Origin of the sequence: Acidovorax sp. LjRoot74, from assembly GCF_964254355.1 — a bacterium.
Classification (GTDB): domain Bacteria; phylum Pseudomonadota; class Gammaproteobacteria; order Burkholderiales; family Burkholderiaceae_C; genus Acidovorax.
Window position 1 is genome coordinate 4,134,440 of the sequence record NZ_CAXUTI020000001.1, and the last position, 23,333, is coordinate 4,157,772.

Here is a 23,333-nt window from a genome sequence, read left to right on the forward strand (position 1 = left end):
TGCTTTTTGTCGATTATAGGCGAGTGCGCCGGGCGGCTGTCCAGTGTTTGTTGTCGCCTGCGGTACCTTGCACCGGGACCACAGGCAAACCTCACTTCGCAGGAGCCGATGCGGGAGGCGACATCGCCGCCGCCAACCCTCCATCGACCTGCACATGCATGACCCGCTGGGGGTACGGGATTTCGATCTGGTGGGCGCGCAAGGCGCTCAGGATGGCGCGGTTGATCTCCGAGCGCAGGCCCAGAGCGCCATTTTCGGGGTCGGCAATCCAGAAGCCCACGGTGAACTCCAGCCCGTCGGCGCCAAACGCCGACAAGGCCACACTGGGCGCGGGATCGCGCAGCACCCGGCTGCTGGCCAGGGCCGCCTCGCCCAGCAGGCGGGTGACCAGGTCCACATCACTTTCATATGCCACGCTCACCACGGTGGAAAGCCACACGCGGGGGTCGGCCAGCGAGAGGTTCTCCACCCGCTGGGTGATCAGCATCTCGTTGGGCACGATGGATTCGCGGCCCGTGGACGAGCGCACCACGGTGTAGCGGGCATTGATGTTGGTGATGCGGCCTTCGAAGTTGTCCACGCGCACGTTGTCGCCAATGCGCATGCTGCGCTCGGCCAGGATGACAAAGCCGCTCACATAGTTGGAGGCCAGCTTCTGCAGGCCAAAACCAATGCCCACACCCACAGCACCGCCCAGCACCGACAGCGCCGTCAGGTCGATGCCCACGGCCGACAAGGCCATCATCAAGCCCACAAACACCAGCAGCGCGCGCAAGGCATTGCTCACGGCCTTGCGCAGCGACAACTCGGCCCCGGTGGCCGAACGCAGCAGGCGCGACTCGATGGCGGCGGAAATCCACAAGGCAATGAGCAGCACGGCGCCCGCCGTCACGGCCCCTTCGATCATGGTGCGCACCGACAGCGTGGCGCCCCCCACCTTCCAGTGGATCTGGTCCAGCTCCTCCAGCACCAGCGGCAGGAGCCCCGTGACCCAGAGCACCATGCCCAGCCACGCCAGCCAGGAAATCGACCGCTCGATGGGCCGCACCCAGGCGGCATCGGGATACGCCACCTGCAGCACCTTCACGCCGATCCGTATCACCACCAGCGCCACCAGCACCGGGATGGCCACCTTGAAGGCTGCCAGCGGCACCCAATGGTGCAATGCGGTGCGCGCCACATAGGCCAGGCCCAGCAGCAGCAGCGGGAACAGCGCTCCATCCACGATCCGTACGCCAAACAGGATGGAACGCGGGTCGCCCCGTTGCAGCCCCCGCTGCAGCAGCGCCACCAGCGCCCAGGCCAGCGCCACGCAGCCCGCCAGGGCCGCCAGCTCCACCAGCACCGTCGGGCTCAAAAAGGCCTGTACCCACAGACCCACGTCGTCCAGCATCGGTTTATCCATCGCCCCGGCCCTCAGCGCTTCCAGCTGGGCTGGCGTTTTTCGGCAAAGGCGCGTGCGCCTTCCTGCGCGGCCTCGTCCATCATGTTGGTGGCCATGGCCTGGCCCGCCAGCTGGTAGGCGGCATCGATGCCCAGCTCGCGCTGCTGGTACACCAGCGCCTTGCCCATGGCCACGGCCACGCGCGGCTTTTGCAGGATGGACAGCACCAGCTTTTCCACCTCGGCATCCAACGCATCTGCGGGCACCACCCGGTTCACCAGCCCCTGCGCCAGCGCCGTGGGGGCGTCGATGAAGTCACCTGTGAGCAGCATTTCCATCGCCCGCTTGGCAGGCACGTTGCGCACCAACGGCACGCTGGGCGTGGCGCAGAACAGGCCGTAGTGGATGCCGCTGGTGGCAAAGCTGGCCGCGTCGGCCGCCACGGCCAGGTCGCACTGCGCCACCAGCTGGCACCCTGCCGCCGTGGCCATGCCCTGCACACGCGCGATCACGGGCACGCTGAGCTTGTGGATGGTCAGCATCATGCGGCTGCACTGGGCAAACAGCCTCTGGTAGTACGCCAGATCGGGATGGGCCGCCATGTCCTTGAGGTTGTGGCCAGCACAAAACGCCTTGCCCGCAGCCGCCAGCACCACCACACGCACCGATTCGTCACGCCCCGCCCCGTCCAGCGCCTGCTGCAGCGCCGCGAGCATCTCGCTGCCCAGCGCATTGAAGCGGGTGGGGTCATTCAGGGTCAGGGTGACCACGCCACGGGCGTCGCGGGTGGTTTGCAGCAATTCGGGGGAATTCGTCGTCATTTTTTCTCCAGTGTTTTGCAAGGCCCGGGATCGCCGAAACCGGCGCGCTTCTAGGCCAGCGCCACCGTGGAGCTGGCTTTGCCAGGCCACGGGTGGCGTCCCCCTGGGGGGAAGACGCCGCAGGCGGCTCAGGGGGGCTTACAAGTCCGCGAGAACGCGCAGGTGGCTCTCCACACTGCGCGCCAGCGGCCCCATCACGTAGCCGCCTTCCAGGCAGGACACGATACGGCCCTTGGCATAGCGGCGGGCCACGTCCTTCACGCGCTGGGTGATCCAGGCGTAGTCCTGCTCGGTCAGGCCCAGCTGGCCCATGTCGTCCTCGCGGTGGCCGTCAAAGCCTGCACTCACGAAAATCATCTCCGGCTTGAAGGCTTCAAGCCGGGGCATCCACATCATTTCGATGATCTCCCGGATATCCATGCCGCGCGTGTAAGCAGGCACGGGCACGTTGACCATGTTGGGCGCCGGGTCCTGGTCGCCGCTGTAGGGGTAGAACGGGTGCTGGAAGATGCTGACCATCAACGCACGTGGGTCGCCCGCCAGGATGTCTTCGGTGCCGTTGCCGTGGTGCACATCAAAGTCCACCACCGCCACCCGCTGCAGGTTGTAGCGCTGCAGCGCATATTTGGCGGCCACAGCCACGTTGTTGAAAAAGCAGAACCCCATGGCCTTGTCGCGGCAGGCGTGGTGGCCCGGGGGCCGCACGCTGCAAAACGCGTTTTCGACCTCGCCCGCCATCACGGCATCGGTGGCGGCCAGAGCGGCACCGGCGGCGCGCAGCGATGCCTTCCAGGTGTGGGCATTGATGGAGGTGTCGGTGTCGATCTGCGCGTAGTTCGGGCCACCGGCCATCAGCTCTTCATTGAGCCGGTCGGACAGGCCCCGCAGCGCCGCAATGTGCATGCGGCCGTGGGCCAGCTCGATGTCGGCCAGCGAGGCCTCGGGCGCCTCATAGCGCTCCAGTGCATCGGCCACGCCGGTGATCAGCAAACGGTCTTCGATGGCATCGAGCCGTTCAGGACATTCGGGGTGCCCCGGGCCCATCTCGTGCTTCCAACAATCCCGGTGGGTGAAATAGCCCGTCTTGCTCACAGTCAATCCCCGTGTCTCAATTTTTTAGGATAACGTCGCGCCATGAATGCACAGCACAAGATCAAATCGCTTCTGGACCAGCTTAACACGGTGATTGTGGGCAAACAGGCCCAGGTGCAGGACTGCGTGGCCTGCCTGCTGGCGGGGGGGCACTTGCTTATCGAAGACGTGCCTGGAGTGGGCAAGACCACGTTGGCACACGCCCTGTCGCACACCTTTGGCCTGCAGTTTTCGCGCGTGCAGTTCACCGCCGACCTGATGCCCAGCGACCTGACCGGCGTGTCGGTGTACGAGCGCGGCAAGGAGGCCTTTGTATTCCACCCCGGCCCGGTCTTCGCCCAGGTGCTGCTGGCCGACGAAATCAACCGCGCCAGCCCCAAGACGCAAAGCGCCCTGCTCGAAGCCATGGAGGAAAAGCAGGTGTCGGTGGAGGGCGAAACCCGCGCCCTGCCCCACCCCTTCTTCGTGATCGCCACCCAGAACCCGCACGACCAGCTGGGCACCTTTGCGCTGCCCGAGTCGCAGCTGGACCGCTTCCTCATGCGCATCTCCATCGGCTACCCCGACCGCACGGCCGAGCGCCTGCTGCTGTCGGGCTCCGACCGGCGCGACATGGTGAGCAGCCTGCTGCCCCTGCTGTCGGCAGACGAACTGACCGAGCTGCAGCGCCAGGTGCAGGCCGTGCACACGGCCGAGCCGCTGCTCAACTACGTGCAGGACCTGATCGCCGCCACCCGCTCGGGCCGCTGGTTTTTGCAAGGCCTATCGCCCCGCGCGGGCATTGCCATGCTGCGCGCTGCCAAGGCCCAGGCTCTCATCAGCGGGCGCGACTATGTGGCGCCCGACGACGTGCAGGCCGTGTTGCCACAAACCATCGCGCACCGCCTGGTGCCCGTGGGCGACGCCGGGCGCGGCGCGGTGGAACAGGTGCGCGCCATGGTGGACGCCGTCCCCCTGCCATGAATGAAGCCCCCCTGAGTCGCTTCGCGCCTTCCCCCAGGGGGGACGACGCCCTCGCTGCGGGGCGGCCCTTGCTTGGCGTCTCTGGCTGGGACTGCGCCAGTGTGGATGGCTGTGAACGACACACATCACCATGCCCCCTGAGATGACATCCGTCTCCGCCCACCCCACCGCGCCTTGGCGTACCGCCCTGGCCCGGCTGAGCCCGCTGACGCCCTTTCGCAAGCGCTTCCAGAAGTGGTGGCAAGCGCGCCTGCCGCTGAACGACACCCTGCTGCTCACCCAGCGCAACGTCTACATCCTGCCCACCAGCTCGGGCTGGATGCTGGCGCTCACGCTGGTCGTGCTGCTGGTGGCGTCCATCAACTACCAGCTCAACCTGGGCTACCTGCTCACCTTTCTGCTAGCAGGCAGCGCGGCTGCGGGCATGCACATCTGCCACGCCAACCTGCGGGGCCTGACGCTGCACCTGAAGGCGCCCGAGCCCCAGTTCATGGGCACGAGCACAGCGTTCGAGCTGCAGCTGTCGAGCGAACGCAAGTCGCCGCGCTACGGCATTGCGCTGTCGGTGCATGGCACGGGCAAGGCCGAGCACCACTGGGCCTGGACCGACGTGCCCGCCCAGGGGCAGGCCAGCGTACAGGTGGCCTTCCGCCCCACGCGCCGGGGCCTGCACCGCGTGCCCACGCTCACGGCAGAAACACGCTTCCCGCTGGGCACCTTCCGCGTCTGGACGTACTGGCGCCCGGCTTCCGAGGTGCTGGTCTACCCCGCGCCCGAGGTGCCCGCGCCCCCGCTGCCCCCCGGGGAGCCCCGTGCGGGTGGCACGGGCAGCGCGCCGTCGCAGGGCATTGGCGAGTTCGACGGCGTGCGGGCCTACCGGCGCGGCGACCCGCTCAAGCTGGTGGTGTGGAAAAAGGCCGCCAAGTCGCTGGCCACCGGCACCGACGACCTGGTGAGCCGCGACGCCCAGCAGGCCCAGCACCATGAGCTGTGGCTGGACCTGGCCCGCGCCGCCCTGCCCGACCACGAGGCCCGCGTCTCGCGCCTGACGGCCTGGGTGCTGCAGGCCGACCGGCTGGGCCTGGACTACGGCCTGCGCCTGCCCGGCACCGAGATCACCCCCGACACCGGAGCCGCCCACCGCAGGCGCTGCCTGGAGGCACTGGCACTGTGTTGACAGAGGACACCCCCCTGAGCGGCTGCAAGTCTCGGGGCGTCCGCCAGAGTCGGCCGCTCTTCGCTGCCGTCCAAGCCTGCGCAGGCAGGCTTGGAGCCGCGGCGCTCAGCCCCCGCTCTCGCAGCGCTGCGCGCTGCGGGCAGGGGGACGCAGCCCTCGCTGCGGGGCGGCCCTTGCTTGGCTGCCCTGGCGCTGGGTCGCGCCAGTTTCGTAGGCTGCAGGTGAAGCGCAGCGCAGTGGGGAGCGGAAATGACAGACAGTGAAGCACTGATAAAAAACACAATCAAAACAGCCTCCTGCGCTCGACCACATTGCCTTTGTAGCTACCAATTCAATAGCAAACAAATGGCATCGTGCCTGGGACCATCCCCACAACCATGACCCTGCGCCAAACCCTCCACGCCCTGCCCCGCGACGCCCGCGACACGCTGTTCCTGTTGTGTGTGATCGCCTGGGTGATCGCGCCGCAGGTCAACGTGTTGCCCGTCTGGGCCAGCCTGCTCGCGGGCAGCCTGCTGCTGTGGCGCGGCTGGCTGGCCTGGAAGGGGCGGCCCCTGCCCACACGCTGGGTGCTGGCCATTCCGCTGATCCTGGCCGTGGGTGGCACGCTGTACACACACCGCACCATCCTGGGCCGCGACGCGGGCGTGACGCTGATCGTGATGCTGCTGGCGCTCAAGATGCTGGAGCTGCGCGCGCGGCGCGATGCGATGGTGGTGTTCTTCCTGGGCTTCTTCACGATGCTCAGCAACTTCTTCTTCTCGCAGTCGCTGTTCACCGCCGCCGCCATGCTGGTGGCGCTGCTGGGGCTGCTGGCGGCTGTGGTCAACGCGCACATGCCCGTGGGCCGGCCGCCGCTGGCGCTCACACTGCGCACGGCCGGCACCATGGCGCTGCTGGGCGCGCCCATCATGGCCGCGCTGTTCATGCTGTTTCCGCGCATGGCGCCGCTGTGGGGCATGCCCAGCGACACCATGGCCGGGCGCAGCGGGCTGTCGGGCGTCATGAAGGTGGGCAACATCGCCGAACTGGCGCTGGACGACAGCGTGGCCATGCGGGTGCGCTTTGACACCCCCAACGGCGCCGCGCCGCCGCAAAACGAGCTGTACTTTCGCGGGCCGGTATTCGGTGCTTTCGACGGCGTCGAGTGGCACCCACTGGGCACACGCGGCGGCGACATCCTGCAGTCGAGCCCCGGCACCGCCGCCAACCTGCAGGTGCGCGGCGAGCCCGTGCGCTACGAAGTCACCCTGGAAGCCCACCAGCGCCCCTGGCTGATGCTGCTCGATGCGGCCGTGAACAAGCCCTCTGTCTCGGGCATGGACACGCTCATGACGCAGGACCTGCAGTGGCTCACCAACCGCCCCATCACCGCCGTGGTGCGCTACAAGGCCGAGAGCTACCCCCAGTTCAGCCATGGTACCAGCGCCCCCACCCGCAGCCTGCGCGCCTACACCGAGCTGCCCGCAGGCTTCAACCCCCGCACGCTGGCGCTGGCCCAGCAGATGCGCAATGACCCGAAGATCGCCCCCAACCCCAGCCAGGACAATGGCGAGGCCCTGGTCAATGCCGCGCTGGCCAGCCTGCGCACCGGCGGCTACACCTACACGCTGGAGCCCGGCGTGTACGGCCAGCACACGGCCGACGAGTTCTGGTTTGACCGCAAGGAAGGGTTCTGCGAACACATCGCCTCGTCCTTTGTGGTGCTGATGCGCGCACTCGACATCCCGGCCCGCATCGTGACCGGCTACCAGGGCGGCGACCGCAACCCCGTGGACGGCCTCTGGACGGTGCGCCAGAGCGACGCCCACGCCTGGGCCGAGGTCTGGCTGGCCGGGCGTGGCTGGGTGCGGGTGGACCCCACGGGCGCCGTGGCCCCCGGGCGCACCGGCGCCTTCGAGCGGCTGCGCGCCCCGCAAGGCGCGCTGGCTGCGGCTGTGGGCACCGTCCTCAGCCCCGGCCTGGCCCAGAGCGTGCGCGCCGTGTGGGAGGCCGTGAACAACAGCTGGAACCAGTGGGTGCTCAACTACACCCAAAGCCGCCAGCTCGACCTGCTCAAGGCACTGGGCTTTGAAGCCCCCAGCTGGCAGGACCTGACCATGGTGCTGGGCTTCCTGGTCATCTTCGCGGCCCTGGGCGGCATGGCCTGGAGCCTGTGGGAACGCAGCCAGCACGACCCCTGGCTGCGCCTGCTGGCCCGCGCGCGCCAGCGCCTGGCCCGCGCCGGGCTGGTGCTGCCGCCCACCCTGCCCCCCCGCGCCATGGCCGAGCGGGTGCAGGCACAATTCGGCGCGCCCGCTGCGGCGGTGGCCGACTGGCTGCTGCGCCTGGAGCGCCTGCGCTACGCGCCCCAGCCCGAAACCGCCCTGAACGATTTGCGGCGCGAGTTCCGCACAATGCCCTGGCCCCCAGCCCCCAAACCTTGACCCCGGACATGCCGAAGACCCACCGATCGATTGCCCTCATTGCTACGCTATTGATAGCTGCTTGCGCAATACCAGCAGGCGCGAAGCCCGAAAAACCCTCAAAAAACACCAGCGCCAGGCAGCCTGCGGTGTTCTACGCCTCGCGCCCCGAGGCCCTGCAGTTTGCCGACGACCTTGCCGCACGCCGCAACCTGGACCGCGAATGGGTGCGCCAGGCAATTGGCCAGGCACAGTTCCTGCCCCAGGTGCCCAAGCTCATGCTGCCGCCCGCCAAGGGCACGGCCAAGAACTGGCGCGTGTACCGCAGCCGCTTTGTCGAGCCGATCCGCATCCGTGCGGGTGTGCGCTTCTGGCAGCAGAACCAGACGGCGTTGGAGCGCGCCGAGCGCGAATACGGCGTGCCCGCCGAAACCATTGTGGGCATCATCGGCGTGGAGACCATCTACGGCCAGCAGATGGGCAACTTCCGCGTGATGGACGCGCTGGCCACGCTGGCGTTCGACTTCCCCTCCGCCCACCCGCGTGCCCAGGAGCGCGCAGAGTTCTTCCGCCGCGAGCTGGAGCAGTTCCTGAGCTTCACCAACCGCGGCAACACCGACCCCTTCGAGCCGCGCGGCAGCTACGCCGGGGCCATGGGCCTGGGCCAGTTCATGCCATCGAGCTGGGTGCGCTACGCGATCGACTTCGACGGCGACGGCCGCGTGGACCTGTTCAACAGCCCGGCCGACGCGATCGGCTCGGTGGCCAACTATTTCCGGGGCCACGGCTGGACGCCCGGCATGCCCACGCACTTTGGCGTGCAATTCGACACCGCACGCCTGCAGCTGGACGAACTGCTCGCCCCCGACATCCTGCCCACCTTCAGCGCAGCCAGCATGCTGGCCAAGGGCGCCGTGCTCGACGCCGCAGGCACACACCACACCGGCCCGCTCGCGCTGGTAGAACTGCAAAACGGCAGCGACGCGCCCAGCTACGTGGCAGGCACCGAAAACTTCTATGCCATCACGCGCTACAACTGGTCCAGCTACTACGCAATGGCGGTGATTGAGCTGGGGCGCGAAGTGGCCGCAGCGCGCAACCCGGCACAGTGAGGGGCAAGAGGACGGCTGCGCTACAGCACTGCCACCCCAATAGTGCCCGTCAGGGCCGTTGCATGGTGCAGCTGTGCGGCTGCTGCGCCTTGGCGGCGGGGATCTGCCGCACCACGCGGAAGCCGTAGCCCGAGCCTTCCACGTCGAACTTCACGCCGGGTGCGCCCTTCTTGTCCATCACGCCCACCACCAGCGCCTGCTGGAACTGGTGGTCCGCCGCACGCATGCTGCCGCCCTGGCCGGAGAGCTGCACGTTGGCGTTCTCCATCTGCCGCGCGATGGCCAGCGTGTCGGTGCTGCCCGCGCGCTCGATGGACTGGGCCAGCGCCTCGACCATGAGCTGCATGCGCATATGCACGTAGTCGTCCTGCGGCTTGGGGAAGCGCGCGCGGAAGGACTGATAGAACGCCTCGCTCTGCGCGCCTGGCACGTTGGGCAGCCAGTCGGCCACAGCCACCACCTTGCCGATGCCCGCGTCACCCATCGCAGCCGGTGCCCCCAGCGCATTGCCGTAGAAGGTGTAGAAGCTGCCTTCATAGCCCACCTCGCGTGCGGCCTTGACCAGCAGGGTCAGGTCGTTGCCCCAGTTGCCAGTGACCACGGCCTGTGCGCCGCTGGTCTTGATCTTCACGGCATAGGGCGCGAAGTCCTTCACGCGGCCGATGGGGTGCAGCTCTTCACCCACCACGGCCACATCGGGGCGCTGCGCGGTCAACTGCTTCCTGGCCTCGCGCAGCACGGCCTGGCCAAAGCTGTAGTCCTGGCCGATGAGGTAGACGCTCTTGAGGTTTTTGTCCTCGCGCATCACGTCCATCAGCGCGGCCATGCGCATGTCGGCATGGGCATCAAAGCGGAAGTGCCAGAAGCTGCACTTCTCGTTGGTAAGGATGGGGTCCACCGCCGAGTAGTTGAGGAACAGCACACGCTTGTTCGGTTCGCGCTCGTTGTGCTTGTTGATGGCCTCGATCAGCACCGCTGCCGTGGCCGACGAATTGCCCTGCAGGATGACCTGCGCGCCATCGTCGATGGCCGCGCGCAGTGCCGACAGCGCTTCTTCGTTCTGGCCCTTGCTGTCATAGCGCTCCAGCACCAGGGGGCGGGGGCCGCCGCTGCTGGCGGGCAGCTGCACGCCGCCGCGCGCGTTCACGCGCTCCATCGCCCAGTACACGTTGCGGTAGACCGCCTCGCCCGTGTTGGAGAACGCGCCCGACAGGCTTTCGATGAGCGCCACCTTGACGGGCCGGGCCTGGCTGGTTGCAGCGGCTGGCGCCAGGGCTTGCGCCCAGCTGGCGGACACGGGGGCCATGGCGCCCGCCGCTGCCAAAGCAGCGGCCCAAGCGGTGTGACGTAATGCTGCTGCGCCCGATTTCAAGCCCACGGCTTGCAATTTATTCATGCCACTTTTTCCCTTGAAAAGCGACGCGGGCGTACACAACTCCTTGGCATGCGGCGACCACGTCGAGAGCCGCGCAGTTTATAGGAGTTACCCATGATCTTCGCCCCTGTGATCCGCCGCGCCGCCTACGCCCAGGCCCCCCGTTCTGCCGACCTTGCGCTGCAGCGTTTTCTGATGGGCGCACTGGCAGAGCCCGCTGCAGCCGGTTCCGCAGGCTGCACCGTCACGCAGGACGACAAGGCCACCACCTTGCAGCTGGACGTGCCCGGCCTGGCCCGCGAGCAGCTCTCGATCAGCATCGAAGGCAATGTGGTGCGCCTGCAGAGTGTGGAAGGCGCCCCGCGCCAAGTGCAGCGCGCCTGGGAGCTGGCCGCCGACATCGATGCCGCCCACAGCAGCGCCAAGCTCGAAAACGGCGTGCTGACGCTGACCCTGGCCAAGGTGGAACCTGCCAGCAAGGCCACCACGCTCACGATCCAATAGCTACCAGATTGATAGCAAAAAAGGCCCGTATCGCGCGCGGTAAGGGCCTTTTTCTTTGCTAAGACGACCGCGTGGATCAGGCTCGCTCATGCCGCAGCGCATCGACGGGGTCCATGCGCACCGCGCTCCGCGCCGGAAAGTAGCCAAACACCACACCAATTCCGGCCGAGAACAGGAACGACAGCAGACTCCCCCGGGTTGAACAAATACGGTACGCCCCTCAGTGCGCCAGCGCGCCGCCCAGGCCAGCCCGCACCCGGTACTCGCTGGGGCTGCACCCCACATGCGCACGGAACGCCCGACTGAAATGCGCGCTGTTGCTAAAGCCCCAGGACAGCGCAATGTCCGTGACCGAACGCTGCGCATGGGCAGGGTGCTGCAGGTCGCGCAGGCAAGCCTCCAGGCGGCGGCGCTGAATCATGGCGGCCAGGGTTTCGTCGTCGTCGGCCACCGCGTTGTACAGGTGCCGCTTGCTGCAATTGAGCGCCTGGGCCATGCGATCGATGGTGAGGTCGGGGTCGCCCAGGTGGCGGTCGATGTACTGGACGATGCGGTCACGCAGGGCCTCGCGCTGCGACAGCGCACTCTGCTGACCATTGCGCTCCAGCAGCGACAGCTGCACCAGGTGCGTGATCACATCGGCCACGCCATCGGCAGCGGCGTCGGACATGGTGGGAAGCTCGGAGAAGGCGGCACGCATGGTGTCCCATGCCAGACGCGACACACCGCTGGTGCCCGAAAAGCGCTGCACCATGAGGTCGTCGAGCTTGAGCTTGCGCTCAGGCAGCTGCTCCTTGGGAATCATCAGCACCATCTGCCGCACGGCATCGGGGTTGCTCACCGCGTAGGCGCGGGTGGTGTCGTACACACTCCACTCCCCCGGCGACAGCCACACCTGGCGCCCATTCTGCTCAAAACAGGCACGCCCTTCCAGCTGCGCCACCACCTTGATGTAGGCCCGGTCGCTGCCCCGGATGAGGCTGGGGGTACGCACCACGCGGTGGCGGCTCACGTTCAGCTGGCACAGGTTCACATAGCCCGCCTGGCCTGAAGTGATGTGGCCCGCAAAGGCGTCGTCGCCAAAGGCGTCGGACTCCAGCCCGCCAATGAGGCGCCACACGGCATCGCCCCACAGGTGCAGGCGGTCGCGCGCGGGCACAGCGTCGGTGGATACCTCGGTCAAGGGATGGGCCATGGTGTCTCCAATGCGGGGTTGCGCAAACCTGATGGTTATGCGGCCGAATTATCGGACGCCCCGTTACCCCGTGCCACCGAGGGAAATCCGGGTAAACCCGCTGCCATCTGCACGCTGAGGCAAGCGTTTTGTGCACGCTGAGCGCAGCGCGCTGATGCCCGTCTCCCTACGATTCCTGGCACGGCGTGCACCACGCAGGCCCTATCCGAGGAGACACACCATGACCACACACCAACCCTCCAAGCGCCAGTGGATCAAAGGGGCCGCCGCCACGGTAGGCACCCTGGCCGTGGCCCCACAACTGTGGGCCCAAGGCAGCAGCGCGGCACCCGTGCGCATCGGCTACGCCATCGCCCGCACCGGCCCCTGGGCGGCCGGCGCCCAGGTCAGCCAGGAGCCCAACTACCTGCTGTGGGCCGAGCAGGTGAACGCAGCGGGGGGCCTGAGCGTGAAAGGCACCAAGCGCCCCATCGAACTCATCGGCTACGACGACCGCAGCGAGACTGAAACCTGCGTGCGCACCTACGAAAAGCTGATGGGCAGCGACAAGGTGGACCTGATTCTGCCGCCCTGGGGTTCGGGCGCCAACTTCGCCATTGCGCCGCTGGCCAACCGCTTTGGCTACCCGCTGCTGGCACCCACGGCGCTGTCGCGCAAGCTGATCGACATGAACCTGCCCTACTTCTTCTCGCTGCTGCAGCAGCCCGACAAGATGATGGGCGCGCTGGTGGACATGCTGGTGGCCAACAACGTCAAGACCATTGCCATCGTCTACATGGACGACCTGTTTGGCCTCGAAAACTTTGCCGCGCTGAACAACGCGCTCAAGAAGACCAGCATCCAGGTGCTGGAGCGCAAGAGCTACCCGCTGGGCGTGAAGGACTTGGCCCCCGTGCTGCGCGGCATCAAGGACCAGAACCCCGACGCCTTCATCGGCATCACCTACCCGCCCGACACCATCCTGGCCAGCCGCCAGGCGCGCGAGGTGGGCCTGAACCCCAAGTTCTTCTACGCGTCGGTGGGCACAGCCTTCCAGCTCTACAAGAACGTGATGCAGGCCAACACCGAGGGCGTGATCGGCATGGGCTCGTGGAGCGTGAAGACCAGTCCCGAGGCCAAAGCCTACTTCGACGCCCATGTGAAGAAGTTCAACAAGGAGCCCGACCGCTGGGCCAGCGGCCACGCCTGGGCGGGCCTGCAAATCCTGCAGCAGGCAGTGGAAAAGGCGGGCCTGGACCGCAAGGCCCTGCGCGAGCACATCGCCAAGAACGAGTTCAAGACCATCCTGGGCGGCATCCGCTTCCAGGGCAGCGAGAACGCGTCCATCCCCGGCACGGTGAGCCAGTGGCAGGGCAACGACTTCGAGGTGGTTTGGCCCAAGGACCGCGCCACGGCGCAGTTGAACACCGCGAAACCAGCCTGGAAATAACAAAGTGTCTCTGACTTCCTGGGCCGAACTGGTCGCCAGTGGCCTCATTACCGGCGGCATCTATGCGCTGGTGGCCATGGGCCTGAACCTGCAGTACGGGCTGATGCGCATCATGAACATCTCGCATGGCGAGTTCCTGATGCTGGGCGCCTTCCTCACCTGGTCGGCGCACAGCCTGTGGGGCATCTCGCCGCTGCTGCTGATGCCGCTGGCTTTCATCGCGCTGTTTGTGCTGGGCGTGGTGGTGCATGCGCTGTGCTTCAAGCGCCTGGCCGCCCGCGCGCCCACCGTGGACGTGTTCGAGGCCCGCAGTCTGATGGTGGGCTTTGGCCTGATGTTCCTGGTGCAAAACACCGCCCTGCTGATCTGGGGCGGCGACCTGCGCGGGTATGAATACCTGGCCGACCCGGTGCAAATCGCGGGCATGCGCTTCACCGAGAACAAGCTGGTGCTGTTTGGCGTGGCACTGGCGCTGTCGGCTGGGCTGATCGCGCTGCTCAAGCTCACACTGCTGGGCAAGGCCGTGCGGGCGCTGATGCAGTCGCCCACAGGCGCGCAGCTGGTGGGCATCAACACGCGGCGCCTGCACCCCATGATGTTCGGCATTGGCCTGGGCCTGTCGGGCGTGGCGGGGGCACTGCTGTCGATGACCTACGAGATCTCCCCCTCGATGGGCGAGCCATACACCGTCACAGCGCTCATAGTCATCACGCTGGGCGGCTTCGGCAGCCTGGCGGGCAGCCTGGCCGGGGGCCTGCTGCTGGGCGTGGTCGAGGCGCTGGGCATGCACTTCAGCAGCCCCTCTCTCAAGATGCTGCTGAGCTACGCAGTGTTCATCGGCGTGCTCATCTGGCGCCCCAACGGACTTTTCTCGAAAAAATGACTTCCTTACATTCCAACAAGCCCTGGCTGGCGCTAGCTGCGGGGGTGGCGTTGGTCGCCACCCTGCCGTGGCTGGTGTCCGAGTTCATGGCCTCTGTGCTGCTCAGCTGCCTGATGTATATCGCGCTGGCCACCAGCTGGTCGCTGTTCTGCGGCGCCACGCGCTACCTGTCGCTGGCCACCTCGGCCTTCTTTGGTGTGGGTGCGTATACCAGCGCGATGCTGCTGGGCGTACTGCCCTGGCCGCTGGTGATTCTGAGCGGCGCACTGATTGCCACTGTGGTAGCCGTGGTGATGGGCGCGGCGGTGCTGCACCTGCGCGGCACCTACTTTGCGGTGCTCACCTTTGGCATGACGGAGCTGATCCGCCACGCCGTGACCTTTGTGGAAAAGCAGATCTCCGGCACCGTGGGCCGCGTGCTCACGGTGGTGCCCAGCAACGAGACGGTGTACCTCACGGTGCTGCTGATTGCGGCGGGTGCCATTGCCACGGCGATTGCCATCCAGCGCAGCCGCTTTGGCCTGGCGCTCTCGGGCATTGGCGCCGACGAGCAGCGCGCGCAGACGCTGGGCGTGGACACGCGCCTGGCCAAGATTGCGGGCTTTGGCATCACCGCCGCCTTTGCAGGCGCCGTGGGCGCAGCCATGGCGGTGCGCTGGACGTACATCGAACCCGCAGCCGTGTTCAGCCCCTTTATCGGCTTCCAAACGGTGCTGATCGCGCTGATCGGCGGCGCCACCAGCCTGGGCGGCCCCATCCTGGCGGCCATCGTGTTCAGCCTGCTGGCCGAAACGCTGCGCCTGCAGCTGCCCTACGGCTACATGATGGTGCTGGGCCTGCTGCTGATTTTGTGCGTGATGTACCTGCCCAATGGCCTGGCCACGCTGTGGCAACGGCGCAAACCTGCTGCGGAGGCTCACCATGGCTGAAGCCCTGTTGACCATCGACGCCGTGACCGTGCGCTTTGGTGGCCTCACCGCCGTGGACGGCGTGAGCGCCACGCTGCACACGGGCGAGCTCATCGGCATCATCGGCCCCAACGGCGCGGGCAAGACCACGTTCTTCAACGCCATCTCGGGCGTGCAGCCCCCCACCTCGGGCACGCTGGTGAGTGGCACCGACAACCTCACCGGCAAGGGCCCGCACCACTATGCGGCCCACGGCATTGCGCGCACCTTCCAGACGCCGCGCGTGTTCCCCGACATGACAGTGCGTGACAACGTGCGCTTTGGCATGCAGTTCGCAGGCCGCCACCGCCAGGGGCCCGAGGGCCTGCGCAGCGAAGGCGAAATCCTGGCCATGCTGGGCCTCGCGCACCTGGCCGACCGCCCCGCCGCCGACGTGACGCCGTCGCAGCAGCGCCTGCTGGAGATCGGCATGGCCCTGGGCACACGCCCGCGCCTGCTGCTGCTCGACGAGGTGGCCGCAGGCCTGACCGAGGCCGAGGTGGACGCCATGGCCCAGCGCATCCGCCGCCTGCGCGATGACTGGGGCCTGACGGTGGTGTGGATCGAGCATGCGGTAACCACGCTGCTGAAGTACGTAGAGCGCGTACTGGTGCTGCACCAGGGTCGCAAGATTGCCGACGGCACGCCCGCCGAGGTGGTGCGTGACCCGCACGTGATCGAGGCCTATCTGGGTGACGAAATGGCGGCCACCAGCGAAGGAGCCACGGCATGAGCGGCGCACACCTCACCGTGCAGGACCTGACCACGGGCTATCACGGCTTTCAGGTGCTGCAAGACCTGTCGCTGCAGGCCGCACCTGGCATCACCGTGATCGTCGGCCCCAACGGCGCGGGCAAGACCACGCTGCTCAAGGCGCTGGCCGGGCTGCTGCCGCGCACGGGCACCGTGGCGCTGGACGGCAGCGACCTGCCCGCGATGAACGCCACCGCGTGCGTGCAGCGCGGCCTGGCCCTGGTGGCCGAGGGCCGCCAGCTGTTCCCGCAAATGACGGTAACCGAGAACCTGGAGCTGGGCGGCTGGCTGGTGCCATCACGTACCCGCGCCGACCGGCTGGCCCAGGCGTTCGAAGACTTCCCGCGCCTCAAAGAGCGCGCCACGCAGCTCGCAGGCACCATGAGCGGCGGCGAGCAGCAGATGGTGGCCGTGGCCCGCGCCATGATGAGCGGCCCGCGCCTGTTGATGCTGGACGAGCCCTCGCTGGGCCTGGCGCCGCGCATGGTCGATGAGCTGCTGGCCATCGTGCAGCGCATTGCCGCGCAGGGCGTGACGGTGCTCATGGTCGAGCAGAACGTGCGCAAGGCGCTGCAGATTGCGCAGCGCGGCTACGTGCTGGAGCGCGGGCGCATCGTGGCGTCTGGCGCAGCGTCCGATTTGCTGCAGTCCGACGTAGTGCGCCAGGCCTATCTCGGCGTTGCCTGAAAACCTCTTCCACCCCATTTTTTATCTCTTCTTTTTCAGGAGCTTTCATCCATGACTGCAATTTCCATGCTGATCAACGGCGAGCGCGTGCAAGCCACTGGCGGTGCCACGTTTGAGCGCCGCAACCCACTAGACGGCTCCATCGCCACCACCGCCCCCGCCGCCAGCGTGGCCGATGCCCAGGCCGCCGCCGACGCAGCCGCCAAGGCCTTCCCGGCCTGGTCGGCCCTGGGGCCCAACGCCCGCCGCGCGCTGCTGCTCAAGGCCGCACATGCGCTGGAGGCCCGCACGGCCGACTTCGCCGTGGCCATGGCGGCCGAGACCGGCGCATCCGGCATGTGGGCCGGCTTTAACGTGCACCTGGCTGCGGGTCTGCTGCAGGAAGCCGCCGCGCTGACCACGCAGATTGCGGGCGAGGTGATCCCGTCCGATGTGCCCGGCAGCCTGGCCATGGGCGTGCGCCAGGCGGCAGGCGTGGTGCTGGGCATTGCGCCGTGGAACGCTCCGGTCATTCTCGGCGTGCGCGCTATTGCCACGCCGCTGGCCTGCGGCAACACGGTGATCCTGAAAGGCTCGGAGCTGTGCCCCGCCACGCACGGCCTCATCATCGAGGCGCTGCAGGAAGCCGGCTTGCCCGCTGGTGTGGTGAACTTTGTGACCAACGCACCCGCCGACGCGGGTGCCGTGGTCGAGGCCATCGTGGCCCACCCGGCGGTGCGCCGCATCAACTTCACCGGCTCCACCAAGGTGGGCCGCATCATTGCGCAGACCTGCGCCAAGTACCTCAAGCCCGTGGTGCTGGAGCTGGGCGGCAAGGCCCCGCTGCTGGTGCTGGACGATGCGGACATCGACGCCGCCGTGGCGGGCACCGTGTTTGGCGCGTTTGCCAACTCGGGCCAGATCTGCATGTCCACCGAACGCATCATCGTGGACAACGCCGTAGCCGACGAATTCGTGGCCAAGTTGGGCGAGCGCGCCAAGGCCCTGCCCCTGGGCGACCCGCGCAAGGGCCCGGTGGTGCTGGGCTCGGTGGTGGACATGGCCACGGTGCACCGCTGCAACGCCCTCATCGACGACGCATTGGCCAAGGGCGCGAAGCTGGTCTGCGGCGGCAAGAGCGAAAGCACGCTGATGCAGGCCACGGTGCTCGACCATGTGACGGCCGCGATGGACATCTACCGCGAAGAATCTTTCGGCCCCGTCAAGCCCGTGGTGCGCGTGAACGGCGTGGAAGAAGCCATTGCCTGCGCCAACGACAACGAGTTCGGCCTGTCATCCGCCGTGTTCAGCCGCGACGTGGCCAAGGCCTGGAACGTGGCGGCGCGCATCGAGTCGGGCATCTGCCACGTCAATGGCCCCACGGTGCATGACGAAGGCCAGATGCCGTTTGGCGGCGTGAAGAGTTCGGGCTACGGCCGCTTTGGCGGCATGGCCGGGGTGCGTGAGTTCACCGAATTGCGCTGGATCACGGTGCAGACCACAACCCGCCACTACCCGTTCTGACAATCATAAAAGATAGCTACTAACGCTTTCTGGACAGGCGTTAGCGGCTTTTTTTATTCAGAAAATCAAACCGTGATCGCATCCAGCGGCCAGCGCGGCTTCACGTCAAAGGCGTAGTCGGTGCTGGCTTGCTGCTGCCCCGCCTGCAGCCGCATTGCAGCAGCCATGGCGATCATGGCGCCGTTGTCGGTGCACAGGTGCAGCTCGGGGTAGTGCACCCTCACTTTGTTTTGCGCACAGGCCGTGTTGAGCTGTGCACGCAGGTGCCTGTTAGCCCCCACGCCACCGGCCACCACCACACGTTTCAGGCCCGTCTGCTTGAGCGCGGTCAGCGTCTTCTTCACCAGCACATCGACAATCGCCGCCTCGGTGCTGGCGGCCAGGTCAGCCTTGCGCGACTCCAGTTCGTCGCCCAGCTTCTTGGCTTGCGTGAGCACGGCAGTCTTGAGCCCGGCAAACGAAAAATCCAGATCACCGCTGTGCAGCAGAGGCCGTGGCAGCTTGAAGGCCGTGGCGCTGCCTTGCTCCGCCAGCCGGGACAGCGCCGGGCCACCGGGATAGCCCAGCCCCATGAGCTTGGCGGACTTGTCAAATGCCTCGCCCGCCGCGTCGTCAATGGTCTCGCCCAGGATCTCGTAGCGGCCCACGCCATCCACGCGCATCAGCTGGGTGTGACCGCCCGAAACGAGCAGGGCCACAAAGGGAAACTCCGGCGGGTCGGCACTGAGGAAGGGCGACAGCAGATGCCCCTCCAGGTGGTGCACACCCAGCACCGGCCTGTTGAGCGCCGCACCCAGGGCGCAGGCTACGCCCGCCCCCACCAGCAGCGCCCCCGCCAGCCCCGGGCCACGTGTATAGGCCACCACGTCCACATCGGCCAACGTCTGGCCGGACTCGGCCAGCACCTCTTTGGCCAGCGGTAGCACACGGCGGATATGGTCGCGGCTGGCCAGCTCGGGCACCACGCCGCCATAGGCCTGGTGCATCTCGATCTGGCTGTGCAGCGCGTGTGACAGCAGCGTAGGCACGGCATCGCCCGTAGAACGGACCAATGCCACGCCGGTTTCGTCGCACGAAGATTCAATACCCAGGATCAGCAAGCTCATGCCCGAAGTGTAAAACCCATGCGATCCGGGCCACCCAAAAGCAAAAAAACCCCTGCTGGCATCCACCAGCAAGGGTTGAAAGAGGCCATGGCCCCAGGGCTTACCAGCGGTCCGACCGCATGCGCAGCTCCCAGCTGCCCGCGCGCAGTTCGTACACGCCGACGGCGCCGTAGCGTTGCTCGCCCTTGTCATCCCAGGTCATGGTGCCGATCACGGGGGCGTAGCCATTGATGCTGTGCATGGCCTTGGTGATGTCCTTGGGGTCGGCGGACTTGGCCTTCTGGATGGCGGCCGAGAGCACATAGGTGCTGTCGTAGCTGTAGTGGCCGCCATAGGCCGGGGGCTTTTTGTAGGCGGCGATGTACTTCTCCAGGAAAGGCTTTCCGGTGGAGAACTCCTTGGCTTCCAGTACAGGCGAGGTGGCGTAGATGCCCTGCACAATGCCACCGCCCTTGGTCATGTCGGTGGTCTTGATGGTGTCGCCGCCCAGCAGGCTGACCTTGGTGTGGTCCACCTTGCGCAGGGCTTCGAGCAGTGCCAGCGCCTGGAAGTCGTTGAGGGTGGAGACGATCACATCGACCTTGGCGGCCTTGAGTTCACCGGCCAGTTCGTCAAACGCCACGGTCTTGTCGTCGAACGACTTGCGGACCACCACTTCTTTTTTCTCGGCCTTGAGCTGCTCGGCGGCGCCGTCGGCCAGGCCCTTGCCGTAGGGGGTGCCGTCGTCCAGCGCGGCATAACGTGCGGCGCCCAGCTGGGTGGCGGCAAACGAGCCAATGGCGCGGGCCTGCAGGGTGTCGTTGCCCACCATGCGGAAGGTGGTGGAAAAACCCAGCTGCGTGAACTTGGGATTGGTGGAGATGGCGATCTGGGCAATGTCCTTGGCGGCATAGATGGGCGCGGTCTCGATGCTCACGCCCGAGTTCAAGTGCCCGATGACGGCCACCACGCCCGCATCCACGAGCTGCTGGGCCACGGCCTTGCCTGTGGCGGCGTCGGCCTTGTCGTCCACCGAAACCACCTCCAGCGTCACGCGCTTGCCGTCCACCGTGTAGCCGGACTTGTTGAGTTCATCCACCGCCAGGGTCACGCCGTTGAGCAGATCCTGCCCCAAGGCGCCCAGGGGGCCGCTCAGGGGTTGCGCCACACCAATTTTGATGGTGTCCGGCACCTTGCCGCATCCGGTCAGGAGTGCGGCAGTCGCCACTGCGGTCAGGGCCAGGCTGGCCGAGAAGCGGCGCCGGTTGAAGTGCTTGTTCATGCAAAAAACTCCATATCTGAATGTCGAAGTGACCGGATGTATATGCGAGGCCACCCGGAGGCGCTATCGGGTATGCCCTCCCGCAGCGTCCTTTATTAGCAACTTTCAGGCCCCGCAAGACGGGCCGCCCCGGCCCATGGACGTGTTGGAGGTCTTTTCAGCGCAGCACAGGGCTTCGTCGCTTCTAGAGAAGGCCGCCCAACAGACCGCTCCCCCTCGGCGGCCCCTTGGTGGCCACTCCGCCCGCGCATAGGCCCTGTATGCACCGCTTCGGCGCACCCAAATACGGCGTGAAAATTGCTTATGCTCAGCGCTATGAATGAGGCTTTGCGCATCGTGGTGGTCGCCCCGGATCTGGCGGTCACCGACCCACACGACGAACACGCCGTCCTGCAGGCGGAGCGGTCGCGTGCGCTGCGCATAGGTTTGCTGGAAAACAACTTCAACCTGGTGGCCACGCTGCCCGCCGACGTGTTTCTGAGCGAGCGCATCGCCCAGCTCCAGCCCGACCTGATCATTGTGGATGCCGAAAGCGAAGCCCGCGATGCGCTCGAACATGTGGTGATGGCCACGCGCGACGAGCGCCGTCCCATCGTGATGTTCACCAACGACGAGGACACCTCGCATGTCAAGGATGCGGTGGCGGCGGGTGTGTCGGCCTACATCGTGGCGGGCCTGGCACCCCAGCGCATCCGCCCCATTCTGGACGTGGCGATGGCGCGCTTTCAGCACGAACAGGCCCTGCGCGCCGAGCTGGCCGACGCCAAGACCGAGCTCAAGGACCGCAAGACCATCGACCGCGCCAAGGGCCTGCTCATGCAGCGCCAGGGCCTGACCGAACAGGCGGCCTACGAAAAGCTGCGCAAGACGGCCATGGACAAGGGCCTCAAGCTGGTGGATGTGGCGCAGCGCATGCTGGACGTGATGGATCTGCTGGGCTAGTGACATCCCCCTGAGGCGCTGCGCGCCTTCCCCCTTCTCCCGAATCGCTGGCGCGATGCGGGAAGAGGGACGATGCCCTCGCTGCGGGGCGGACCTTGGCTTGCCGCCCTGGCTTGGGCTGCGTCCAGATCCACCGGTTTCTCCTACATGGTGCGCCGCACAACCGCAGTGCAGACCGCACACATGCACCAGCCGTGAACATTTCAAGTCGAAAAGGCTTCCTCCGCGCGACCATATTGCCTAATTAGCTATCAAAAGCATAGTAATTGGAGCGCCAAATAGGCGCAACACAGGCTGGCACGCTGCTTGCATTAACCCTGGTAAGACCAAAGACGGTCCCACCCTGACAGCACCGGCCCAATGGCGGGCCAGTGCTGACACAAAGCCCCCCAATGGGCTTTGCCATGGACAAAGGCGTCCCTCTCCGAGCCCGTTTGCGCATGCAACCCGGCCAGGGGAGGACGCCTTTTTGTTTTTTAACGCACCGAGGAACCGCCCCATGACCGATCTGTTGAAAACCAGCCTCAACCGCCGCACCGTGCTGCAGGCCGCTACCGTGGGCGCCGTGGGCGTGAGCCCTGCCCTGCGTGCCCTGGTGCACGCACAGGGCTCGGACGCCCCCGAGAAGAAGGAAGTGAAGATCGGCTTCATCCCGCTGACCGACTGCGCCAGCGTGGTGATGGCTTCGGTGCTGGGCTTCGACAAAAAGTACGGCGTCACCATCATCCCCACCAAGGAAGCATCGTGGGCCGGTGTGCGCGACAAGCTGGTGAACGGCGAGCTGGACTTTGCCCATGTGCTGTATGGCCTGGTCTACGGCGTGCACCTGGGCACGGCCGGCCCCAAGAAGGACATGGCCGTGCTGATGAGCCTAAACAACAACGGCCAGGCGATCACGCTGTCCAAAGCGCTGGCCGACAAGGGTGCGGTGGACGGCCCGTCGCTGGCCAAGCTGATGGCCAAGGAAAAGCGCGAATACACCTTTGCCGGCACCTTCCCCACCGGCACCCACGCGATGTGGATGCACTACTGGCTGGCAGCGGCGGGCATCAATCCGCTGTCCGGCGCCAAGCTCATCACCGTGCCGCCGCCGCAGATGGTGGCCAACATGCGCGTGGGCAACATGGACGGCTTTTGCGTGGGTGAGCCCTGGAACCACCGCGCCATCATGGACGGCATCGGCATCACTGCCAACACCACCCAGGACATCTGGAAAGACCACCCCGAGAAGGTGTTGGGCACGTCGGCCGAGTTCGTCAAGAAGAACCCCAACACCACCCGCGCGGTGATGATGGCCGTGCTCGAAGCCAGCCAGTGGATCGACGCCAGCCTGTCCAACAAGATGAAGATGGCCGAGACGGTGGCGGGCAAGGCCTACGTCAACACCAGCGTGGACGCGATCAACCAGCGCATCCTGGGCCGCTACCAGAACGGCCTGGGCAAGACCTGGGACGACCCCAACCACATGAAGTTCTTCAACGACGGCGCGGTGAACTTCCCCTACCTGTCGGACGGCATGTGGTTCCTCACGCAGCACAAGCGCTGGGGTTTGCTGAAGGACCACCCCGACTACCTGGGTGTGGCCAAGCAGATCAACCAGATCGACCTCTACAAGTCGGTGGCCAGCGCCATGAAGATCAATGTGCCCAAGGACGTGATGCGCTCCAGCAAGCTCCTCGACGGTGTGGTGTGGGACGGCAAAGAGCCCGCCAAGTACGCCGACAGCTTCAAGATCAAAGCCTGATCGGGCGCCCCACGCCGACCTGCACACCCGGCCTCTTCAAAGGATTCACA

20 protein-coding genes and 1 pseudogene are annotated in these 23,333 nt (G+C 66.6%); 13 read left to right on the top strand and 8 right to left on the bottom strand.

The window, feature by feature from the left end; all coding sequences use genetic code 11:
* Positions 1-91: 91 nt before the first annotated feature.
* The 3 genes from ACSQ3O_RS19730 to ACSQ3O_RS19740 all read right to left on the bottom strand — a co-directional run bounded on the left by ACSQ3O_RS19730 (position 92) and on the right by ACSQ3O_RS19740 (position 3,249).
* Entirely contained in the window at positions 92-1,405 is a 1,314-nt protein-coding gene (locus tag ACSQ3O_RS19730) for a mechanosensitive ion channel family protein (protein WP_436140171.1), read from the bottom strand.
* 11 nt (positions 1,406-1,416) lie between these two features.
* On the bottom strand, positions 1,417-2,205 hold the full coding sequence (locus ACSQ3O_RS19735) for an enoyl-CoA hydratase (RefSeq protein ID WP_436140172.1): 789 nt from the start codon (positions 2,203-2,205) through the stop codon (positions 1,417-1,419).
* A 138-nt stretch (positions 2,206-2,343) separates the two neighbouring features.
* Entirely contained in the window at positions 2,344-3,249 is a 906-nt protein-coding gene (locus tag ACSQ3O_RS19740; protein ID WP_436140173.1) for a histone deacetylase family protein, read from the bottom strand.
* Positions 3,250-3,339: 90 nt separating this feature from the next.
* Here ACSQ3O_RS19740 and ACSQ3O_RS19745 point away from each other — a divergent pair, with 90 nt between their 5' ends.
* From ACSQ3O_RS19745 to mltB, 4 genes are all read left to right on the top strand, one after another.
* The gene (locus ACSQ3O_RS19745; protein ID WP_436140174.1) at positions 3,340-4,260 is read left to right on the top strand and encodes an AAA family ATPase; all 921 of its coding nucleotides are present in this window, start codon (positions 3,340-3,342) and stop codon (positions 4,258-4,260) included.
* 142 nt (positions 4,261-4,402) lie between these two features.
* Positions 4,403-5,437, top strand: a complete 1,035-nt coding sequence (locus tag ACSQ3O_RS19750) for a DUF58 domain-containing protein (RefSeq protein ID WP_436140175.1) — start codon at positions 4,403-4,405, stop codon at positions 5,435-5,437.
* A gap of 377 nt (positions 5,438-5,814) precedes the next feature.
* Positions 5,815-7,863 (top strand): transglutaminaseTgpA domain-containing protein, encoded by a 2,049-nt coding sequence (locus ACSQ3O_RS19755; RefSeq protein ID WP_436140176.1) that lies wholly within the window; start codon positions 5,815-5,817, stop codon positions 7,861-7,863.
* A gap of 8 nt (positions 7,864-7,871) precedes the next feature.
* Positions 7,872-8,954: a lytic murein transglycosylase B gene (gene mltB / locus ACSQ3O_RS19760; protein WP_436140177.1), complete on the top strand. Its 1,083-nt coding sequence runs from the start codon at positions 7,872-7,874 to the stop codon at positions 8,952-8,954.
* Positions 8,955-9,003: 49 nt separating this feature from the next.
* Here the strand turns inward: mltB and ACSQ3O_RS19765 are convergent, their stop codons facing one another.
* Positions 9,004-10,350, bottom strand: coding sequence for a branched-chain amino acid ABC transporter substrate-binding protein (locus ACSQ3O_RS19765; protein ID WP_436140178.1), 1,347 nt, complete (start codon positions 10,348-10,350; stop codon positions 9,004-9,006).
* 93 nt (positions 10,351-10,443) lie between these two features.
* Here ACSQ3O_RS19765 and ACSQ3O_RS19770 point away from each other — a divergent pair, with 93 nt between their 5' ends.
* Positions 10,444-10,833 carry an Hsp20/alpha crystallin family protein gene (locus ACSQ3O_RS19770; RefSeq protein ID WP_137749609.1) on the top strand — a complete coding sequence of 130 codons (390 nt, stop codon included), beginning with the start codon at positions 10,444-10,446 and terminating at the stop codon, positions 10,831-10,833.
* A 76-nt stretch (positions 10,834-10,909) separates the two neighbouring features.
* On the opposite strand, the pseudogene ACSQ3O_RS19775 reads toward ACSQ3O_RS19770, so the two are convergent.
* A pseudogene (locus ACSQ3O_RS19775) lies at positions 10,910-11,057 on the bottom strand (ABC transporter permease); the annotation flags it as partial.
* Complete coding sequence (locus tag ACSQ3O_RS19780; RefSeq protein WP_436140179.1) at positions 11,054-12,028, bottom strand: helix-turn-helix domain-containing protein; 975 nt, start codon at positions 12,026-12,028, stop codon at positions 11,054-11,056. The pseudogene ACSQ3O_RS19775 and the gene ACSQ3O_RS19780, both read right to left, overlap by 4 nt.
* A gap of 220 nt (positions 12,029-12,248) precedes the next feature.
* On the opposite strand from ACSQ3O_RS19780, the gene ACSQ3O_RS19785 reads away from it, so the two are divergent.
* Genes ACSQ3O_RS19785 through ACSQ3O_RS19810 form a run of 6 tightly spaced genes read left to right on the top strand, consistent with a single transcriptional unit; the run spans position 12,249 to position 18,230 of the window.
* A complete protein-coding gene (locus tag ACSQ3O_RS19785; protein WP_436140180.1) occupies positions 12,249-13,457 on the top strand; it encodes an amino acid ABC transporter substrate-binding protein in 1,209 nt (402 codons plus the stop codon).
* A 4-nt stretch (positions 13,458-13,461) separates the two neighbouring features.
* Positions 13,462-14,340 carry a branched-chain amino acid ABC transporter permease gene (locus ACSQ3O_RS19790; RefSeq protein ID WP_436140181.1) on the top strand — a complete coding sequence of 293 codons (879 nt, stop codon included), beginning with the start codon at positions 13,462-13,464 and terminating at the stop codon, positions 14,338-14,340.
* Positions 14,337-15,269: a branched-chain amino acid ABC transporter permease gene (locus ACSQ3O_RS19795; protein WP_436140182.1), complete on the top strand. Its 933-nt coding sequence runs from the start codon at positions 14,337-14,339 to the stop codon at positions 15,267-15,269. The genes ACSQ3O_RS19790 and ACSQ3O_RS19795 overlap by 4 nt, the downstream gene beginning before the upstream one ends.
* Positions 15,262-16,020 carry an ABC transporter ATP-binding protein gene (locus ACSQ3O_RS19800; protein ID WP_436140183.1) on the top strand — a complete coding sequence of 253 codons (759 nt, stop codon included), beginning with the start codon at positions 15,262-15,264 and terminating at the stop codon, positions 16,018-16,020. The genes ACSQ3O_RS19795 and ACSQ3O_RS19800 overlap by 8 nt, the downstream gene beginning before the upstream one ends.
* Positions 16,017-16,727 carry an ABC transporter ATP-binding protein gene (locus ACSQ3O_RS19805; protein ID WP_298457704.1) on the top strand — a complete coding sequence of 237 codons (711 nt, stop codon included), beginning with the start codon at positions 16,017-16,019 and terminating at the stop codon, positions 16,725-16,727. Before ACSQ3O_RS19800 ends, ACSQ3O_RS19805 begins: the two co-directional genes overlap by 4 nt.
* A gap of 51 nt (positions 16,728-16,778) precedes the next feature.
* On the top strand, positions 16,779-18,230 hold the full coding sequence (locus tag ACSQ3O_RS19810; protein WP_436140184.1) for an aldehyde dehydrogenase: 1,452 nt from the start codon (positions 16,779-16,781) through the stop codon (positions 18,228-18,230).
* 65 nt (positions 18,231-18,295) lie between these two features.
* On the opposite strand, the gene tsaD is transcribed toward ACSQ3O_RS19810, so the two are convergent.
* Positions 18,296-19,336, bottom strand: a complete 1,041-nt coding sequence (gene tsaD, locus ACSQ3O_RS19815; RefSeq protein WP_137749616.1) for a tRNA (adenosine(37)-N6)-threonylcarbamoyltransferase complex transferase subunit TsaD — start codon at positions 19,334-19,336, stop codon at positions 18,296-18,298.
* 100 nt (positions 19,337-19,436) lie between these two features.
* A complete protein-coding gene (locus ACSQ3O_RS19820; RefSeq protein ID WP_137749617.1) occupies positions 19,437-20,597 on the bottom strand; it encodes a branched-chain amino acid ABC transporter substrate-binding protein in 1,161 nt (386 codons plus the stop codon).
* Between the two features lie 315 nt (positions 20,598-20,912).
* On the opposite strand from ACSQ3O_RS19820, the gene ACSQ3O_RS19825 reads away from it, so the two are divergent.
* Both ACSQ3O_RS19825 and ACSQ3O_RS19830 read left to right on the top strand, forming a co-directional pair.
* Positions 20,913-21,539: an ANTAR domain-containing response regulator gene (locus ACSQ3O_RS19825; protein WP_137749618.1), complete on the top strand. Its 627-nt coding sequence runs from the start codon at positions 20,913-20,915 to the stop codon at positions 21,537-21,539.
* Between the two features lie 499 nt (positions 21,540-22,038).
* Positions 22,039-23,283 (top strand): CmpA/NrtA family ABC transporter substrate-binding protein, encoded by a 1,245-nt coding sequence (locus tag ACSQ3O_RS19830; RefSeq protein ID WP_436140185.1) that lies wholly within the window; start codon positions 22,039-22,041, stop codon positions 23,281-23,283.
* The last annotated feature ends 50 nt before the right edge of the window (positions 23,284-23,333 follow it).

Bases quoted from the DNA above. Each gene is read 5' to 3' on its own strand.
- ACSQ3O_RS19750 (WP_436140175.1), top strand. From the start codon at position 4,403: ATGACATCCGTCTCCGCCCACCCCACCGCGCCTTGGCGTACCGCCCTG.
- ACSQ3O_RS19745 (WP_436140174.1), top strand. From the start codon at position 3,340: ATGAATGCACAGCACAAGATCAAATCGCTTCTGGACCAGCTTAACACG.
- ACSQ3O_RS19800 (WP_436140183.1), top strand. From the start codon at position 15,262: ATGGCTGAAGCCCTGTTGACCATCGACGCCGTGACCGTGCGCTTTGGT.
- ACSQ3O_RS19770 (WP_137749609.1), top strand. From the start codon at position 10,444: ATGATCTTCGCCCCTGTGATCCGCCGCGCCGCCTACGCCCAGGCCCCC.
- ACSQ3O_RS19805 (WP_298457704.1), top strand. From the start codon at position 16,017: ATGAGCGGCGCACACCTCACCGTGCAGGACCTGACCACGGGCTATCAC.
- ACSQ3O_RS19765 (WP_436140178.1), bottom strand. From the start codon at position 10,350: ATGAATAAATTGCAAGCCGTGGGCTTGAAATCGGGCGCAGCAGCATTA.
- tsaD (WP_137749616.1), bottom strand. From the start codon at position 19,336: ATGAGCTTGCTGATCCTGGGTATTGAATCTTCGTGCGACGAAACCGGC.
- ACSQ3O_RS19810 (WP_436140184.1), top strand. From the start codon at position 16,779: ATGACTGCAATTTCCATGCTGATCAACGGCGAGCGCGTGCAAGCCACT.
- ACSQ3O_RS19730 (WP_436140171.1), bottom strand. From the start codon at position 1,405: ATGGATAAACCGATGCTGGACGACGTGGGTCTGTGGGTACAGGCCTTT.
- ACSQ3O_RS19825 (WP_137749618.1), top strand. From the start codon at position 20,913: ATGAATGAGGCTTTGCGCATCGTGGTGGTCGCCCCGGATCTGGCGGTC.
- ACSQ3O_RS19780 (WP_436140179.1), bottom strand. From the start codon at position 12,028: ATGGCCCATCCCTTGACCGAGGTATCCACCGACGCTGTGCCCGCGCGC.
- mltB (WP_436140177.1), top strand. From the start codon at position 7,872: ATGCCGAAGACCCACCGATCGATTGCCCTCATTGCTACGCTATTGATA.
- ACSQ3O_RS19820 (WP_137749617.1), bottom strand. From the start codon at position 20,597: ATGAACAAGCACTTCAACCGGCGCCGCTTCTCGGCCAGCCTGGCCCTG.
- ACSQ3O_RS19755 (WP_436140176.1), top strand. From the start codon at position 5,815: ATGACCCTGCGCCAAACCCTCCACGCCCTGCCCCGCGACGCCCGCGAC.
- ACSQ3O_RS19735 (WP_436140172.1), bottom strand. From the start codon at position 2,205: ATGACGACGAATTCCCCCGAATTGCTGCAAACCACCCGCGACGCCCGT.
- ACSQ3O_RS19830 (WP_436140185.1), top strand. From the start codon at position 22,039: ATGACCGATCTGTTGAAAACCAGCCTCAACCGCCGCACCGTGCTGCAG.
- ACSQ3O_RS19795 (WP_436140182.1), top strand. From the start codon at position 14,337: ATGACTTCCTTACATTCCAACAAGCCCTGGCTGGCGCTAGCTGCGGGG.
- ACSQ3O_RS19740 (WP_436140173.1), bottom strand. From the start codon at position 3,249: ATGGGCCCGGGGCACCCCGAATGTCCTGAACGGCTCGATGCCATCGAA.
- ACSQ3O_RS19785 (WP_436140180.1), top strand. From the start codon at position 12,249: ATGACCACACACCAACCCTCCAAGCGCCAGTGGATCAAAGGGGCCGCC.